Annotated in this window: 17 protein-coding genes; 2 read left to right on the top strand and 15 right to left on the bottom strand. The window is 66.5% G+C overall.

Annotation, left to right across the window (positions count from 1 at the left end):
- The first annotated feature begins 17 nt into the window (after positions 1–17).
- A complete protein-coding gene (locus BSZ14_RS19245; protein WP_139330331.1) occupies positions 18–317 on the top strand; it encodes a hypothetical protein in 300 nt (99 codons plus the stop codon).
- Here BSZ14_RS19245 and BSZ14_RS05220 read toward each other — a convergent pair.
- A complete protein-coding gene (locus tag BSZ14_RS05220) occupies positions 270–893 on the bottom strand; it encodes a GAF domain-containing protein (RefSeq protein WP_139330329.1) in 624 nt (207 codons plus the stop codon). The two genes, BSZ14_RS19245 and BSZ14_RS05220, sit on opposite strands and share 48 nt — an antisense overlap.
- Before the next feature lie 383 nt (positions 894–1,276).
- Between BSZ14_RS05220 and BSZ14_RS19590 the strand changes: the two genes are divergently transcribed.
- Positions 1,277–1,429: a hypothetical protein gene (locus BSZ14_RS19590; protein ID WP_158069178.1), complete on the top strand. Its 153-nt coding sequence runs from the start codon at positions 1,277–1,279 to the stop codon at positions 1,427–1,429.
- A gap of 58 nt (positions 1,430–1,487) precedes the next feature.
- Here BSZ14_RS19590 and BSZ14_RS19240 read toward each other — a convergent pair whose 3' ends face one another.
- The 14 genes from BSZ14_RS19240 to BSZ14_RS05155 all read right to left on the bottom strand — a co-directional run bounded on the left by BSZ14_RS19240 (position 1,488) and on the right by BSZ14_RS05155 (position 13,013).
- The gene (locus BSZ14_RS19240; protein WP_139330327.1) at positions 1,488–2,069 is read right to left on the bottom strand and encodes a hypothetical protein; all 582 of its coding nucleotides are present in this window, start codon (positions 2,067–2,069) and stop codon (positions 1,488–1,490) included.
- 358 nt (positions 2,070–2,427) lie between these two features.
- Positions 2,428–2,880 (bottom strand): hypothetical protein, encoded by a 453-nt coding sequence (locus BSZ14_RS19855; RefSeq protein WP_076710104.1) that lies wholly within the window; start codon positions 2,878–2,880, stop codon positions 2,428–2,430.
- Positions 2,880–3,980: an IS5 family transposase gene (locus tag BSZ14_RS05210; protein ID WP_076710103.1), complete on the bottom strand. Its 1,101-nt coding sequence runs from the start codon at positions 3,978–3,980 to the stop codon at positions 2,880–2,882. Before BSZ14_RS05210 ends, BSZ14_RS19855 begins: the two co-directional genes overlap by 1 nt.
- Positions 3,981–4,249: 269 nt before the next feature.
- On the bottom strand, positions 4,250–4,894 hold the full coding sequence (locus BSZ14_RS05205) for a hypothetical protein (RefSeq protein WP_076710102.1): 645 nt from the start codon (positions 4,892–4,894) through the stop codon (positions 4,250–4,252).
- The gene (locus BSZ14_RS05200; protein WP_076710101.1) at positions 4,891–5,442 is read right to left on the bottom strand and encodes a hypothetical protein; all 552 of its coding nucleotides are present in this window, start codon (positions 5,440–5,442) and stop codon (positions 4,891–4,893) included. The genes BSZ14_RS05205 and BSZ14_RS05200 overlap by 4 nt, the downstream gene beginning before the upstream one ends.
- The gene (locus tag BSZ14_RS05195) at positions 5,442–5,981 is read right to left on the bottom strand and encodes a hypothetical protein (protein WP_076710100.1); all 540 of its coding nucleotides are present in this window, start codon (positions 5,979–5,981) and stop codon (positions 5,442–5,444) included. The genes BSZ14_RS05200 and BSZ14_RS05195 overlap by 1 nt, the downstream gene beginning before the upstream one ends.
- A 41-nt stretch (positions 5,982–6,022) precedes the next feature.
- Entirely contained in the window at positions 6,023–6,943 is a 921-nt protein-coding gene (locus BSZ14_RS05190) for a spermidine synthase (RefSeq protein WP_076710099.1), read from the bottom strand.
- A gap of 23 nt (positions 6,944–6,966) precedes the next feature.
- Positions 6,967–7,593 (bottom strand): fused MFS/spermidine synthase, encoded by a 627-nt coding sequence (locus BSZ14_RS05185; protein WP_083748119.1) that lies wholly within the window; start codon positions 7,591–7,593, stop codon positions 6,967–6,969.
- Positions 7,594–7,648: 55 nt separating this feature from the next.
- Positions 7,649–8,230 (bottom strand): helix-turn-helix domain-containing protein, encoded by a 582-nt coding sequence (locus BSZ14_RS05180; RefSeq protein ID WP_083748118.1) that lies wholly within the window; start codon positions 8,228–8,230, stop codon positions 7,649–7,651.
- A complete protein-coding gene (locus tag BSZ14_RS05175; RefSeq protein ID WP_076710097.1) occupies positions 8,227–9,114 on the bottom strand; it encodes an SPOR domain-containing protein in 888 nt (295 codons plus the stop codon). Before BSZ14_RS05175 ends, BSZ14_RS05180 begins: the two co-directional genes overlap by 4 nt.
- Positions 9,111–9,743, bottom strand: coding sequence for a hypothetical protein (locus tag BSZ14_RS05170; RefSeq protein WP_076710096.1), 633 nt, complete (start codon positions 9,741–9,743; stop codon positions 9,111–9,113). The genes BSZ14_RS05175 and BSZ14_RS05170 overlap by 4 nt, the downstream gene beginning before the upstream one ends.
- The gene (locus tag BSZ14_RS05165) at positions 9,743–10,228 is read right to left on the bottom strand and encodes a Csu type fimbrial protein (RefSeq protein ID WP_076710095.1); all 486 of its coding nucleotides are present in this window, start codon (positions 10,226–10,228) and stop codon (positions 9,743–9,745) included. Before BSZ14_RS05165 ends, BSZ14_RS05170 begins: the two co-directional genes overlap by 1 nt.
- The gene (locus BSZ14_RS05160) at positions 10,225–11,148 is read right to left on the bottom strand and encodes a Csu type fimbrial protein (RefSeq protein ID WP_158069177.1); all 924 of its coding nucleotides are present in this window, start codon (positions 11,146–11,148) and stop codon (positions 10,225–10,227) included. Before BSZ14_RS05160 ends, BSZ14_RS05165 begins: the two co-directional genes overlap by 4 nt.
- A complete protein-coding gene (locus tag BSZ14_RS05155) occupies positions 11,145–13,013 on the bottom strand; it encodes a S9 family peptidase (protein ID WP_076710156.1) in 1,869 nt (622 codons plus the stop codon). The genes BSZ14_RS05160 and BSZ14_RS05155 overlap by 4 nt, the downstream gene beginning before the upstream one ends.
- Between the last annotated feature and the right edge of the window lie 4 nt (positions 13,014–13,017).

The raw sequence follows: 13,017 nt of genomic DNA, 5'->3' as shown, positions 1-13,017 counted from the left end.
CGTGGCGACAACCCGGCGTGGTCGATCGCGTCCAGAGCCGCGACCGGGCAGAAGCCCTGCTCGCGGAGGCGGGGGCTGGCGGGCTACGAACCGACGGGCAATCCGGACAGCGCAATACCGCGAGGGTCGTGGAGACGTTCACCATGCTCACCGGTCAACAGGGCCGCGCCATTATGTGCTTCACCCACGATCCGGGGATCGCGGCGACGTCCGACGTGGAGATCGGCGTGAAGGACGGTAGGATCATGTCCGCCCTGACACGGTCTCCGTCACCGGACCCGATCCGGCAGCAGGGTCTCGATCATGGGGCCGAGTGACTGGGCCTGTTCGGCGAGTGGCGGCGCATCGACCTGGGCGAAGCCGCGCAGGGAACGGTACAGAAGCGACATGGTGCCCAGGAGATGGCCATCCCCCCCGTTGATCGGCACGGACTCGACCGATCGATATCCCGTGAAGCGCGCAACCAGCAGGTGGGCGCCATAATTTCCATCCTGTTCGACGTCATCAATCGTCACGGGGGCTTGCCGTTGGATACAACGCCCATCGGCGGACCCGTTGTTTTTCGTGATGATTGCGAAGTGAACGAGGTAAAGCAGTGGCAGATTGACCTGTGCCAGCAGATCGAGACTGTCTCTTTGAAGATCGAACAGACGGATCGTCCCGAATTGCGCACCATGCCGCACCAATGCATCGTGCAGGCCATTGTGCGCGGCGATGATCAAAGTAGACTGATCGCGATAGGATGCCGCCGCCGACTGCGCCTCGATTTCTGCAAGATCCGCCTCGGCTTCGATGATGCGGCGCATCAGATTGGCCCGTCCCGACGGGTCGCGGCTTTCGGCAAGACGCGCACGAAATAACGCTATGTTTTCTCTTAAAAGAAAGCGATGCACAGGCCGCCTCCAATCGCTTTTCAGGCGCTCGAACTATTGAAACTTTATAATTCTACGATTTTTTCGCCAATCGCCTGAAATTAATTTACGCTTTAGTTTCCACTCCCGTCAATTGTTGATTTTTGCTACGGCGGTAACGTATATTATTGCATAATATTAATTACAATTTTGGTCCATGGGCCATGATATCTTGAGCAAGACCGTGACCCCGGGTGACTCTTGCCTATCGCAGTATCGTTCCGGCGACGGACGGCGCGCATATGCGACGACTCCGTCACCAGGCGCGGGACGGCGCGATAGACCTCGTTCCACTGGAAGCGGCACATGCAAAACACGGCCGACGGTGCAGGGCCGTCTTTGAGGAGGCCGCCATACACCATGTTTTGACGATCGCGCAGGATGCCGAGGAACTGGCCACCGGCGCCAGCGTCAGCAAGGCCGCGATGACCCGGCTCCTGTTCCTCATCTCGGCCTCGCTCACTCAAAGGCGATCGATCCATCAGGCGATCTCCGATGGCCGTGGCGGTCAGCCGTGATGCGCACTGACCGCCGTCGCGAGCCGGGTGGTCAAGGCGGTATCCGCATAGGCCGGTTTCAAAAATGATGGACTGGCGTCAACACGGATACAGGTATCACCAAGCCAATATGGCATTCGCAATAACCGCGAATATATCGACACCGTCGAACGTGCAGTTTCGTTTTTCCATAGATCGCCTGCCGTACCCCGGCCTCCTTCGGAATGCCGATGATCTGCTCTTCCGGAACCTGCTTCGGCTTCATTCCGTCTGCCCCTTCTACAGCGCGGCTTCCATTTCCGGATGGATGAACAAACGGGGGCACGTCCCGACGTTTTTTTCCTGACGATCCGCCACGGGCCAAATGCCGCTGATCGCCCTGCACCCAGCAGATATCTGGACTATGGTTCGCGCGGTGCTGCCAGAGCGTCGCATAGAGGCTGCCACAGGCTCGGTGCTCCCATCGCAACGCCTCCAAAGCGGCGCCGAGGCGCCCAGAGATATTGCACGCATGGAAAAGACGTACCGTGCTCCATGGCGGGGCGATCGGATTCGTCGTGCCATAAAGGGCGATTTTTCGACGATACCGGAATAGGTGCCCGCGTCGGGCAAGATCGTGATGATCCATCGCATGCACGTCCGTGTACAGCGAGAGGATCACCCTGAAGTACAGATGCTCCCCTGGGGGATGTTAGGACGTTTTCACGAGGATTTGATGAAAATGGTCGGGGAGAGAGGATACCCGACCAAAATTGATCCGCCCTAAGCCATTGAAAATACGTTAGCGAAACCGGCTCCATGCCGCCGGTGGACAACCATGTGTACAGTGGCGCGGTCATTTGGGTCAATTGGCACGGCCCGTAATTCGACGTGAGTGGGAATTCCCACCCCCTTCACGGATGAGGGTGCACATAGATTTTGTAGATCGAGTGAAGGGATTCCGTTCGAATATCTTACGGCGCCGAAAGCCACGAAATCTGCGGTTCGTGGTTCGTGGTTCGTCCGATAGGGCCGTGAACTCATAAAGGGTTGATCGCCTTGGCGCCCTGATGGCAAGATTGTCGGCATGGCGAAGGGCAGCAAGGCAGGTAAGGCGTTCGCCACCGCAATGAAGCTCGCGAAGAGTGGCCGCTTTGGCAGGCTGCTGAAAAAGGCGATAGCTCGACGACGAAGGTAGTCTCGTCGCCATTGTCGAATGTGATCTCACCATGAAGCCGCCCGTCGTCGAGCAGGCCGGCCCACCCAGTTCCGTGGACCTGGTCGCCCTCATCGCTGCCGTTCCAGTCGAATTCAATGCCGCTGGGGTTGAAGCCGACGTCCAACACGGCGGTGAGTGCGCCAAAGGCCATCTCACCGTTGCCATCGGCGTCGATGCGGAGGAAGGCCGGGCCGCACAGGTCGAGATGCTCGCACGGCCATGCCGCGACCTCTACGATCCGCCACCGGCCGATCGGCCCGGTCGGTACGGACATTACCTCGTCTCCAGCAGCCGGGGCAGCCGAATGAGGTTATAGGCCGCGACCGTCAGCGTGAAGGCGAAGCGGACGCGCGCCAGCCCGCGAAAGCGCGTCTTGCCCTGTCCGGCGGCCGATTTCACCCAGCCGAACACCTCCTCGATCCGTTTACGGACGCGCTGGCTGGCGGCGTAGTCGGCCTGCCGGGGGGGCCGGCCATCGATCGCCGAGCGGCGACCGCTGGTGTTCTGTGCCACATGCGGGGTCACACAACGGTTGCGCAGGTCCGACACGAAGTCGCGCGTGTCATAGGCCCGGTCCGCACCCAGCGTGATGCGCCGCGCCTCGGGCCGGGCGAAGTCATCGACCATCGCCACCGCGGTCAGCCGCTCGGCAAACCCGGCCGCATGCGTGGTTTCGGTGTCGACCACCAGCCCGTGGCGGTTCTCCATCAACACATGGCCCATGTAGCATAGCCTGGCACCTGTGCCGGCACTCTTACGGTAGAGCCGTGCATCGGGATCGGTGAGCGAGGCGTGCGTATCGTTGCTCCGCTCCGTACCCCGAAAATCGACGTCGGCGTTGCGCCCGCCTGGACCATCGCCGGGTGGGCCATCATCGTCGGCATCCTCCTTCGGGCGAAAGCTCTTCATACTACACCACGCCTCGATCAGCGTGCCTTCCACCGAGAAATGGTCGCTCGACAACAGCCGCCGGACCCGCGGCAGGACCAGGATCGACGACAGGAAACGGGCCGCGATCTCGCCCTCCAGCAGCCGCTCGCGGTTCTTCGAGAAGGTGGAGGCATCCCACACCCGATCGTCCACGCCCAACCCCACGAACCAGCGGAACGACAGATCGAAATCCAGCCGCTCCATCATCTGCCGCTCCGAGCGGATGCCGTGGAACACCTGCAACAGCAGCGCGCGCAACAGTTTCTCCGGGGCAATCGACGGTCGCCCAATCCGTGAATAGAGCGCCTCCAGGTCGGGACCGATCCCCGCCAGCGCCGCATTCACCACCGTGCGGATCGCACGCAACGGATGGCCCGCCGGAATCCGCTCCTCCAGATCGACGTACGAGAACAATTCTCCCCATCGAACGTCACCGCCCCGCATCCACTCGCCCTCATCGCCTCAACCGCGATGAATCACCTCAGACCGCCCACGCCAAGCCTTTTTAGCAGCCTGCTAGATATGGTTGAGAAGCGTCGTTTTTCCGCCCCCCAGAAAACAGGATAGGTCCCTGGCAGTCAGACAATCGCTAGGAACCAGCCGTGGCGGCATACGAACTCCGATCTGGCTATTCCGAATTACGATATGCCGTCTCATTTCAATCAGATGGCGGACTCCGATTGAATGCTGAATAGGTCTGATGCCCGATGCCGCTATTCCTGATCCTCCGGCGGAACCGGAAACAACGAACGCGGTCGGACATAGGCCGCCTTGGGTGCCCCATCGACATACCAGTTGGCATAGAGATACCCGGCCGGACGGTAAGCGGGCGAGAAGGTCCGGGAGATCCACACGCCAGACCAGGGCCGGGGCGGACGGCGGAGGGCACGGACGACAATGCCCCGCTTGCCCCGAATACGAAAGTCGTAAACCCGGATAGGTCCCGGCTTCACCACCCGCACGTCGGTCAATAGATCGGCGTTCGAGCCGGCCCGATCGAGGGTGAAGCGCGACGGGCATCCCGGCGGCCGCGTCCCCGATCCACCGGGCTCCAGCGTAATCTGCTGTCGATAGCCGTTCGGGACCTGCGAATAGAGCGTGACCGGAAAGACCCGCTCGGGATGGTCGGGCACCCAGCCCTCCGCCTCATAGCCCTCGGGATAGACCGCGAACCGCTCGACCGATATGGGGACCAGGCTTCCCCGTAGCGCGAAGCGACATCGCCCGCCGTCATAATAGCCGCTGAAACGCCCGGCCTCGCCGTTCACCGCGATCATCAGTGAGCCACCGGGCTCGCCGAACGTCCCGGTCGACAGCGAGCGTTCGGCCGCGGCCGCCAACAGGAGCGCGACGATCATGGCTGCTCGCGCGCCATCATCTCCAACGCCGCGCGGTCGGCCGGGCTGACCAGCTCGCACATCAACAGCGTCTTGCCGGGGATCACCTCGCTCTGCCGCGCGACGATCGAGACCACGCCCCGCTCCTTGTCCTGCTGGCTGTCGGGCAGGGCCCACGCATAGCCTTCGCTCGACGCGCCCATCAGATCGAACGTCTCGCGCGTCAGATTATATCGGCGCGCCGCCTCTTTCGCCACTTCGCCATCGAGCAGCAGGCCGTAGGCCGAACTGGCGAAGATCACGTCCTGCGCGACGAAGCCGTCCCGCTCGATCGGCTTCGGAAGATGGAAGCGCGCAATACCCAGCATCGTCATGTCGGGCTTGCCCAGCGCCTCCGCCGCATGGGACAGCCGGTCCGCGCTATCGAGACTGTAGGGCGGCTGGCACAGGGCCGCCGCGAAATAATCGGGGGCAGCGGCGGCGGCCATGGACGGCGACGCGCCAAGCGCCGCCAGACCCAGGACCAGACCCAGAGGAAGGCGGCGACGGCATAACTTATGGGTCCGCATTATCGCGCCTCCAGTTCGATCTGGAAATTGGGTTCGGCATCGGTGGGATGATCCTCGATCTTGAGGATCGCGACCTTGACGGGATGGCCGCCCGCCTGAGTGGCGAATGTCGCGATCGGATCGAGGATCGTCGCATCCTTCGGCGCCGGCACGCGGTGCGCCTTCATCCCGACGATCGTCTCGACCGCGGCGATGACGTCCGCATCCGTCATGGCGCCCGCGTTCAACACCACCTCGCACCGGGCATATTCGTCGGGCAGCTTCTCGCCAGTGTAGAGCGTCGTCGTCCCGCTGCTGAAATTCGCCGAGTCCTCGTCCTCGATCCGGGGCTTCAGGTTATAGGGTGTCGAACGCCCGACCTTGACCGCCCCCGCCCAGCCGTCTTGCGGGTAGCGATGCCAGCATGCGTCGTCGAACAGCTTGAGCGCCAAGGCAGGTGCCAGCGAGGGCCCGACATTGTCGTCACCTTGCGCCCAGGCCGATTGCGGCCATGCCCCCGCGCAGGCCAGACAGAGCAGAAGCGCACGAACCTTCATCATAACCTACCCCGAACCATTGAATGATAAAAGACCACCCGCCCTCATTTCCGCGCATTGAGGAGATTGGCGGGAGAATAATCGTCGCTGAGGACGCGCGCCTGCGGGTTCCAGTCGACCCGGCGATCGAGACGGCGATAAATGTCCCAGGGATCGTCGACATAGGGCCTCAGCGCGGCGGCGATGCGGCGCGCACTGACCGCCAGCTGTTGCGGCGTCGGCAGTCCGTCGGGCCGGGCGATGATGACCCGGTTGGTCTTGCGCACGTTGAAGAACGGACCGAAGGCCGCGCGATAGGTCACCGACTCCGGCGCATACAGCCCACCCTGGCTGAAGGTGTTGGCGACCACGACGCCACCGGGGGCCAGGACCTGCCGAATCTCGGCCAGGAACTCGCGGGTCAGCAGATGCTCGGGGATGTAATCGGAATTGAAGGCGTCGATCATCACGATGTCGTACCGATCGTTGCCCCGCGCCGCCCGCTTCACGAACACCCGGCCATCCTCGATGGTGACGCGCGTGCGGCCGCCCGGCCGCCAGTTGAAGAAGCTGCGCGCGACCTTTTCGACGGCGGGGTCGACCTCGACCACGTCGATACCGGCATTGGGATAGAGGGTCTGGAGCGTCGTCGGCACGATCCCCCCGCCCAGACCGATGATGAGGATGCGACGCGGATTGGGCTGAAGGTAAAGCGCGCCCAACATCAGCTGCGTATAGTCCAGCGCGTGATGCGCCGGGTCGGCCAGCAGCTGACAGGATTGCAGCAGTTGGTTATGCCCGCCCGGCTTGACCCGGAAGGACATGCAGATCTGGCCGTCCCCCTGAAAGACGTTGATGTTCTGGTAGAGCGACTTCTGCGAATAGAGCAGCGTGACCTTTGCGGGCGGCGATACCGCGCTCGCCGCGATCGAACCGGTCAGGCACCATGCCGCGGCCACGCGCTTCAGGAAGGGGGAAATGGTCATGCGGATACTCCGTGAAGCGCGGATCAACGGCGATAGCGGTGATAGAGGATCGTCATCGCGGCGATGACGAGGGTCAGTCCCAGCGCGCCGTAGAAGATCACATGCACCTCGAACCACAGAACGAGGTAAAAGGCGGTCAGCAGCGTGCCGAGGCTCGATCCCAGGGTGGACCAGAAGGTCAGATAACCGACGATCGACCCCACCCGTCCCCGGCTGCTCGCCAGAAGCGCGACGGCGTAGGGCGATACCGCGCCGAACAACAGGGTCGGCGGCAGGAAGAGCAGCAGTGCCGCCGCCAGCGAGCCATAACGCGGATCGACCGCCATATCGAACAGATAGCCCAGGACCCGGTCGCCCAGCAGGATCAGCGGCAGCGTCGCCAGCGCCCCGGCCACCAGCAGCAACGCCAGCCGCGTGACCGTCACCCGCCCGCGGGCGAGCGCCCCGCCCAGCAGATAGCCGAGCGACAGCGCCAGCATGAAGGTGAAGATCACCGCGCCCCAGACATGGATCGAATTGCCGAACCACGGCGCGAGCAACCGCGCGCCCAACATCTCGATCAGCATGACATAGGCCCCGCTCCAGCAAGCCAGCACATAGGGCATGACGAGGCGTGGATGGGCGCGCGATGCACAGATCATGTCGGTCATGGACGCAGAAATCCTGTTGAAAGTGGAGGCACGGGCCGATGCGGAAGGGACGCGCTCATGCTTGCAGCAGGTCGAACAGCCGTTTGGCCGCGTCCCCCTTCAGGCCGTAACCCTGCCGCCGGGCGTTGGTGATCGCATCCTCCATCCCCTCGCGACGCAGCGCGCTGCGGGCCTGGCAGACATAGACTTTGACGATCACCGGCGAGGCGCTGCACGTCTCGATCGCTGCCATCAGCGCGTCGACCGTGACGAACTGGTCCGGTTCCTCCATCAGCCTGGCCAGCAGGATGGACGGCCCATCGCGCATGTCGGACAGGCGCTCGCGGATGCGCCGCGCCAGGGCCGAGCGTTCACCGTCCGTGCCATGGCGTTCGCCCGTCTCGGGCAAGGCCGACGCGCCCTGACCGGATGCCTGACCATTGACCGTCGCCAGCAGGGCCGCCGTGCGACGCGCCAGCGTCGGCGCACCGCCCGCCTTGAACGCGCGGACCGCCATGCGCAGCGAGTCCGCGCCATAGGACAGGAAATCGCCGGTCGTGTCGGCGACGGGGTCGATCTTGGTCCGGCGGCGCGGGACCATGCCGCGTGTGGCCAAAGAGGGACTCCCGCCCTCCACCATGCCACGGCGTTCGCTCATCGGCCGCCCTCCTGCCCGGCCAGCAGCAGGCAGGGCCGCCCGGACGCGCGAATGTCGCGACACAAGGCCTCCGCCTCACTCCGCTGCGACCAGCCGCTCACCCTCAGACGCGTCAAATCGGCGCCGCGCGCATAGATCGGCGCGTGACGGCGCAAGCCCGCAAAGTCCCGAACCATCGCAGCCCAGGCCGCCTCTGCTCCCCCCGGCTTGCCGAAGGCTCCTAACTGCATACCCCATCTCCCCGATATGGTCGGTATCGCCTTTGCGGCGCGTGTTGGTGTCTCGGTGCGCGGCAATGGCGGCGCCCGACGCGCCCCCTTCCCGGTCAGCGTGGCTGCCAGCCGATCGGCTTGGTCGCGCTCCGCCGGGCTGGCGGCGGCCCGCAAGGTGTCGCGCATCGCCTGCGCGTGTGTCAGGCCGCCCGCCGCCGCGCGGGTGAGGAAGGCCATGGCCAGCGGCCGGTCGACCGCCACCCCCTCGCCATTCGCATAGGCGACCCCCATCAGATATTGCGGCAGCGATCGTCCCATGCGCGCCGCCCGGTCGAGCAGGCGCAGGGCCTCGCCGCGTGTCTCGGGCCGCTCCGCCAGCATCAGCGCGAGCTGTTCGGTCGCCGCCGGATGCCGCGCCTCCGCCGCACGGCGCAGCATCGTCAGCGCCCGCCCGCGATCGGCCGCAACGCCCTTGCCCAGATGATAGGCCAGGCCCAGGCCATAGGCCGCCTCGACGCTGTCTGGCCCCGCTACGGCCAGCGCGGCGCGCCAGTGCGCCACCGCCGCCGGGAACCGTCCCACCATCCAGTCGCGCGTGCCCGCCGCCGCTTCGCGCCCCGAAGGCTGAACGATGGCCGCGCCCGCCAGAACCAGCGATACCGACAGGCTCATCGCCCCCCGCCCCCGCGCGCCGGATCGACCAGCCGCCGGATCGCACCGAGAAAGCGTTCGGCCGAGGCCATGTGGCGAAAGGCGATGGTGGTCGCGACCGAGCGGCCGTCGCGCGGACGCCGATAGAGCAGCCGCACCCGCAAGCGGTCCCGGCCCGCCAGATATTGCACGCGGATCAGCGCGACGCTCGCCAGCGGCAGGACGACATAGCCGGTGCTGGCATCGCACAGCATCAGTTCGTCCTTGCCGACCGCCACCGCGCCCGGCCGGGCGTCGATCCAGCTATGGAACAGCTCGTGCCGCAACGCCTGCCGCGCGACCAGGCGTTCGACCTGGACCAGCGCGCTGCGCATCGTCCGGGCTCGCAGCGCGGGGATGACCAGCCAGCCCGCCAGTTGGTGCGCCCCCGCGATCAGCAGGATCACGCCCAGCCCCGCCAGGACGGTCGCCGCGCCGGGCGTCAGGTGAAGTCCGTCGCGCCACACCCCCTGCCGCCCCAGCAGCAAAAGGGTGACGCCCAGCCCGCCGCCATAGGCCATGACCAGCGCCGCGCCCTCGGCCAGCCGCCAGCCCAGGGCCGCGCCGCGCAAGGTGCGGGGCATCTCGATCATGGCGCGCGACGCGACCATCAGTAATCGACCCGGATCGTCAGGCGATCACTATAGTCTCCGGGCGTGACGCTCTGCCCCGCCGCGATCCGGGCAACCAGCGACACGGTCGCGGGCTGGCCGGTCCCCGTGCCCGTCAGTCCGACGCTATCGGTCAGCGGCGTGCGGCACCCGGCATCACCGCACATCGCATAGGCGAGCAGATCGCGCCCCCCGACACGCTGCATGTTCAGGCCGTTTCCATAATGCTGGCCCCGGTCGATCCGCACCTGCCACCCCATGCCCTGCGAACAGGTCAGGGTGATCTCCCCGGTCGCGCTGGCCGCCGCCTGGGGATCGGCCAGCGTGCGGAAGGCCATCGGCGTCACATTGCCGATCGTGCAGGCGCCGATGATCTCGGTTTCCACGCCGATCGCGGCGGAAGCGTCCTGCGCCGCGACAGGCGCGGTCGCCATGATCGCCGGAACGAGTGCCGCCAGCGCGATGACGATCCTGCGCCCGCTCACCAGATCACCGTCGCGATCACGGTATCGCCATAGCGGCCGGGCGGCGGCGTGGGCTGGCCGGGCATGCGGCCGTAGAGCGGGACGGTTATGGGCTGGCCGTTGCTGGTCGCACCGACGGCGCGCCCCTGATTCCACAGCTGGGTCCGGCCCGGATCGGTATAGATGTCATAGGCCAGGGCATTCGGCATGGCCGCATTGCCGACATGACGCCGCCCGCCCAGGGCATGTGCGCCGTCGTCCAGCTTCACCTGAAAGTCACCCCAATAGCAGCGCACGGTGATCCCGCCCTGCGCATCGACCGTCTGCGCCGTCGAACTCCGCCCCAGGCCGAAGGAGACGGGCTGGGTCGACAGGATCTGGCAGAAGCTGGAGACGCCGAAGGTCACCGTGACGCTCAGGGTGAAGCTGGCTTCCAGCGCGCCGTTGCAGTCGCCGCGCCGCAATTCCAAGAGGACCGGGACGACCGAACCGTAGCTGCCGTTGACCAGCATCGCATTGACCGGAACATGAAGGGCGTAGGCCAGGTTGGTGGTCGCGAAATAGGGGTTGGTGAAGGTGATCCGCCCGATCTCCACCCCGCCCTCGGTCAGCGGCTTGGCGCGGGCATCGTCGTACAGCTGCCAGTTGAGTTGTCGCCCGCTGACGTCGCGCGCCTGCCGCCACGGGGTCAGCGTGGTCCCGCCGCTGCCGGGCTGCTGGGTCGCGGCGGTGCAGACGGCGTAGCTGCCCATGGCGGACGGCATCGCGCACCCCGCGAAGCTGCTCAAGCCCGCCCATGTCGCATCCCCCTGATAGGCGACATAGCGATTGGCCGCGCTGGCGGTGCAGGTCGCTGCCGCCTGCGCCTTCGCGGGACAGAGCATCAGGCTGCCCAGCCCGATCAGGATGCCGACCAGCGACAGCCACAGCGCCCGCGTCATGACGCCACCCATTGATCGAGCCAGTCGAGGATACGGCGTTCCAGGTCGCCGACCGCCTTGGGGTCGGTGATCGCATGGCCTTCGCCGGGATAGATGACCAGCGTGGTCGGCACGCCCATGGCGCGCAGCCCCCGCCAATATTGCAGCGACTGGGCGGGCGGCGTCTCGATGTCGCGCTCCCCGACGAACAACAGGGTCGGTGTCTTGGCCTGCCGGATCAGGGCCATCGGCGACGCGGCGGCATAGATGGCCGGGTCGTCATAGGCCGACGCGCCGAAGAAAGGCATCATCCAGCCACCGATCTCGTTCTGGCCGTAATAGCTCTGCCAGTCGGCTATCCCGCCCCCGGCGATCAGCGCGCGGAACAGCCTCGTCCTGCCATTGGCCAGCATCGCCAGGAACCCGCCATAGCTGGTCCCCAGCATCGCCAGCCGATCGCTGGCGATACCGGCCGCCCGCGCCGCCTCGGTCGTGCCGGTCAGGATGTCGGCCAGGTCGCCGCCCCCGAAGTCGCGCCGGACCAGCGCCTTGAACGCCTCGCCCCGCCCGGCGCTGCCGCGCGGATTGGGCAGGAACAGCGCATACCCCGCCGCCAGCAGCTCGCCGCGCAGATCGTCCCCGGCATAGTCGGGCAGCGATACCGCGACCGGCCCGCCATGCGCCTCGACCACCAGCCCCTTGGCCTTGGCCTTGGGCGTCAGCAGCCAGCCCTGCAACCGCTGGCCGCCCCGCTCCCACTCCAGCGAGCGGACATCGGCGGCGACCGGGATCGCGCCCTCCTCCGCCAGCGAGGCGATGTCGCGCGGCGCGCCCACCGGCCCGGCCAGCAGGTGCGGCGGCGTGGTGAAGTCCTGCGCGACCAGCGCCATCTGCTCGCCGCGCGCGTCGAAACTGGCCGAATTCGCCTCGATGCCCTGAGGGGTCGACCAGAGCGGGGCATCGGCGGCCCCGCGCACCGGGTCGATCGCCACGATCGCGCCCTTCACGCCCAGAACGGCAGTGCCGACCAGCCCGCTCCCCCGGCGCGACAGGCCAGTCACACCGCCCGCAAAGCCCGGCGTCCGGTCGACCGGCTCGCCCCCCGCCAGGGGGACGGTCCAGACATCGCCGCTGATGCTGACCCGGTCGCTCATCAACCCGCCGATAAAGGCGACGGTCCGGCCATCGGCCAGCATGGTGGGGGCCGCGATCTGCGTCGCCGGGCGGGCGATGTCGCGCACCCCGCCGCTGCGCAGATCCAGCGCGACCAGCCGGGCGCTCCACCAGCTGGCGTCCCCCACCCCGTCCGCCGCCGTCGCGACGACGCCCGATCCATCGGGCAACCAGTCATAGTCGTAGAGATACAGATTGGCGGGCGAGTTCAGCCGGGTCGCGCCGCCCTCCACTGGCACGGTCGCGAAACGCTGGACATCGACCCGCGCACCGATCTCTCCGGTCAGCGGCGATCCGGGCTGCACAGCACCAGGCTCCTTGCGCGGCCAGATCGTGGCCAGGAAACCCAGCACCCGGCCGTCCGGCGACCAGCGCGGCGACGCTGCCGTCCCCGCGATCAGGCTCAACGGCCGCTCGCCCTGCGCATCGACCAGCGTAACGCTCGTCGTCCGGCTGCGCGGTTCCAGCGCCAGCACCGCCACGCCCCCGCCCGGCGCGATCGCCAGCCCGGAGCCCTGGCACCCGGCACAGAGGGGCCAGCTCAGCCGGACCGCTCCCGTGCCCGCATCCCGCACCACCAACCGGTATCCGCGCGCCGCCTTCGTACCCGAACCCTTGCCCGCATCCGCCTGCACCGGTTCGAACGACGCCACCTGCGTGCCGTCGGCCGACAGCGTCACGAAGCGCGTGGCGGCCTGGGCAGCGCCCGGCATCGCG

It is taken from the genome of Sphingomonas sp. Sph1(2015) (assembly GCF_001970915.1).
Lineage (GTDB): Bacteria > Pseudomonadota > Alphaproteobacteria > Sphingomonadales > Sphingomonadaceae > Sphingomonas > Sphingomonas parapaucimobilis.
This window is presented reverse-complemented; position numbering and strand designations above follow the sequence as displayed.

What these genes read in the sequence shown, in the direction of transcription:
- BSZ14_RS19855 (WP_076710104.1), bottom strand. Translation starts at nt 2,880, where the DNA reads ATGTCCGTACCGACCGGGCCGATCGGCCGGTGGCGGATCGTAGAGGTC.
- BSZ14_RS05210 (WP_076710103.1), bottom strand. Translation starts at nt 3,980, where the DNA reads ATGCGGGGCGGTGACGTTCGATGGGGAGAATTGTTCTCGTACGTCGAT.
- BSZ14_RS05205 (WP_076710102.1), bottom strand. Translation starts at nt 4,894, where the DNA reads ATGATCGTCGCGCTCCTGTTGGCGGCCGCGGCCGAACGCTCGCTGTCG.
- BSZ14_RS05200 (WP_076710101.1), bottom strand. Translation starts at nt 5,442, where the DNA reads ATGCGGACCCATAAGTTATGCCGTCGCCGCCTTCCTCTGGGTCTGGTC.
- BSZ14_RS05195 (WP_076710100.1), bottom strand. Translation starts at nt 5,981, where the DNA reads ATGATGAAGGTTCGTGCGCTTCTGCTCTGTCTGGCCTGCGCGGGGGCA.
- BSZ14_RS05190 (WP_076710099.1), bottom strand. Translation starts at nt 6,943, where the DNA reads ATGACCATTTCCCCCTTCCTGAAGCGCGTGGCCGCGGCATGGTGCCTG.
- BSZ14_RS05185 (WP_083748119.1), bottom strand. Translation starts at nt 7,593, where the DNA reads ATGACCGACATGATCTGTGCATCGCGCGCCCATCCACGCCTCGTCATG.
- BSZ14_RS05180 (WP_083748118.1), bottom strand. Translation starts at nt 8,230, where the DNA reads ATGAGCGAACGCCGTGGCATGGTGGAGGGCGGGAGTCCCTCTTTGGCC.
- BSZ14_RS05175 (WP_076710097.1), bottom strand. Translation starts at nt 9,114, where the DNA reads ATGAGCCTGTCGGTATCGCTGGTTCTGGCGGGCGCGGCCATCGTTCAG.
- BSZ14_RS05170 (WP_076710096.1), bottom strand. Translation starts at nt 9,743, where the DNA reads ATGGTCGCGTCGCGCGCCATGATCGAGATGCCCCGCACCTTGCGCGGC.
- BSZ14_RS05160 (WP_158069177.1), bottom strand. Translation starts at nt 11,148, where the DNA reads ATGACGCGGGCGCTGTGGCTGTCGCTGGTCGGCATCCTGATCGGGCTG.
- BSZ14_RS05155 (WP_076710156.1), bottom strand. Translation starts at nt 13,013, where the DNA reads ATGCCGGGCGCTGCCCAGGCCGCCACGCGCTTCGTGACGCTGTCGGCC.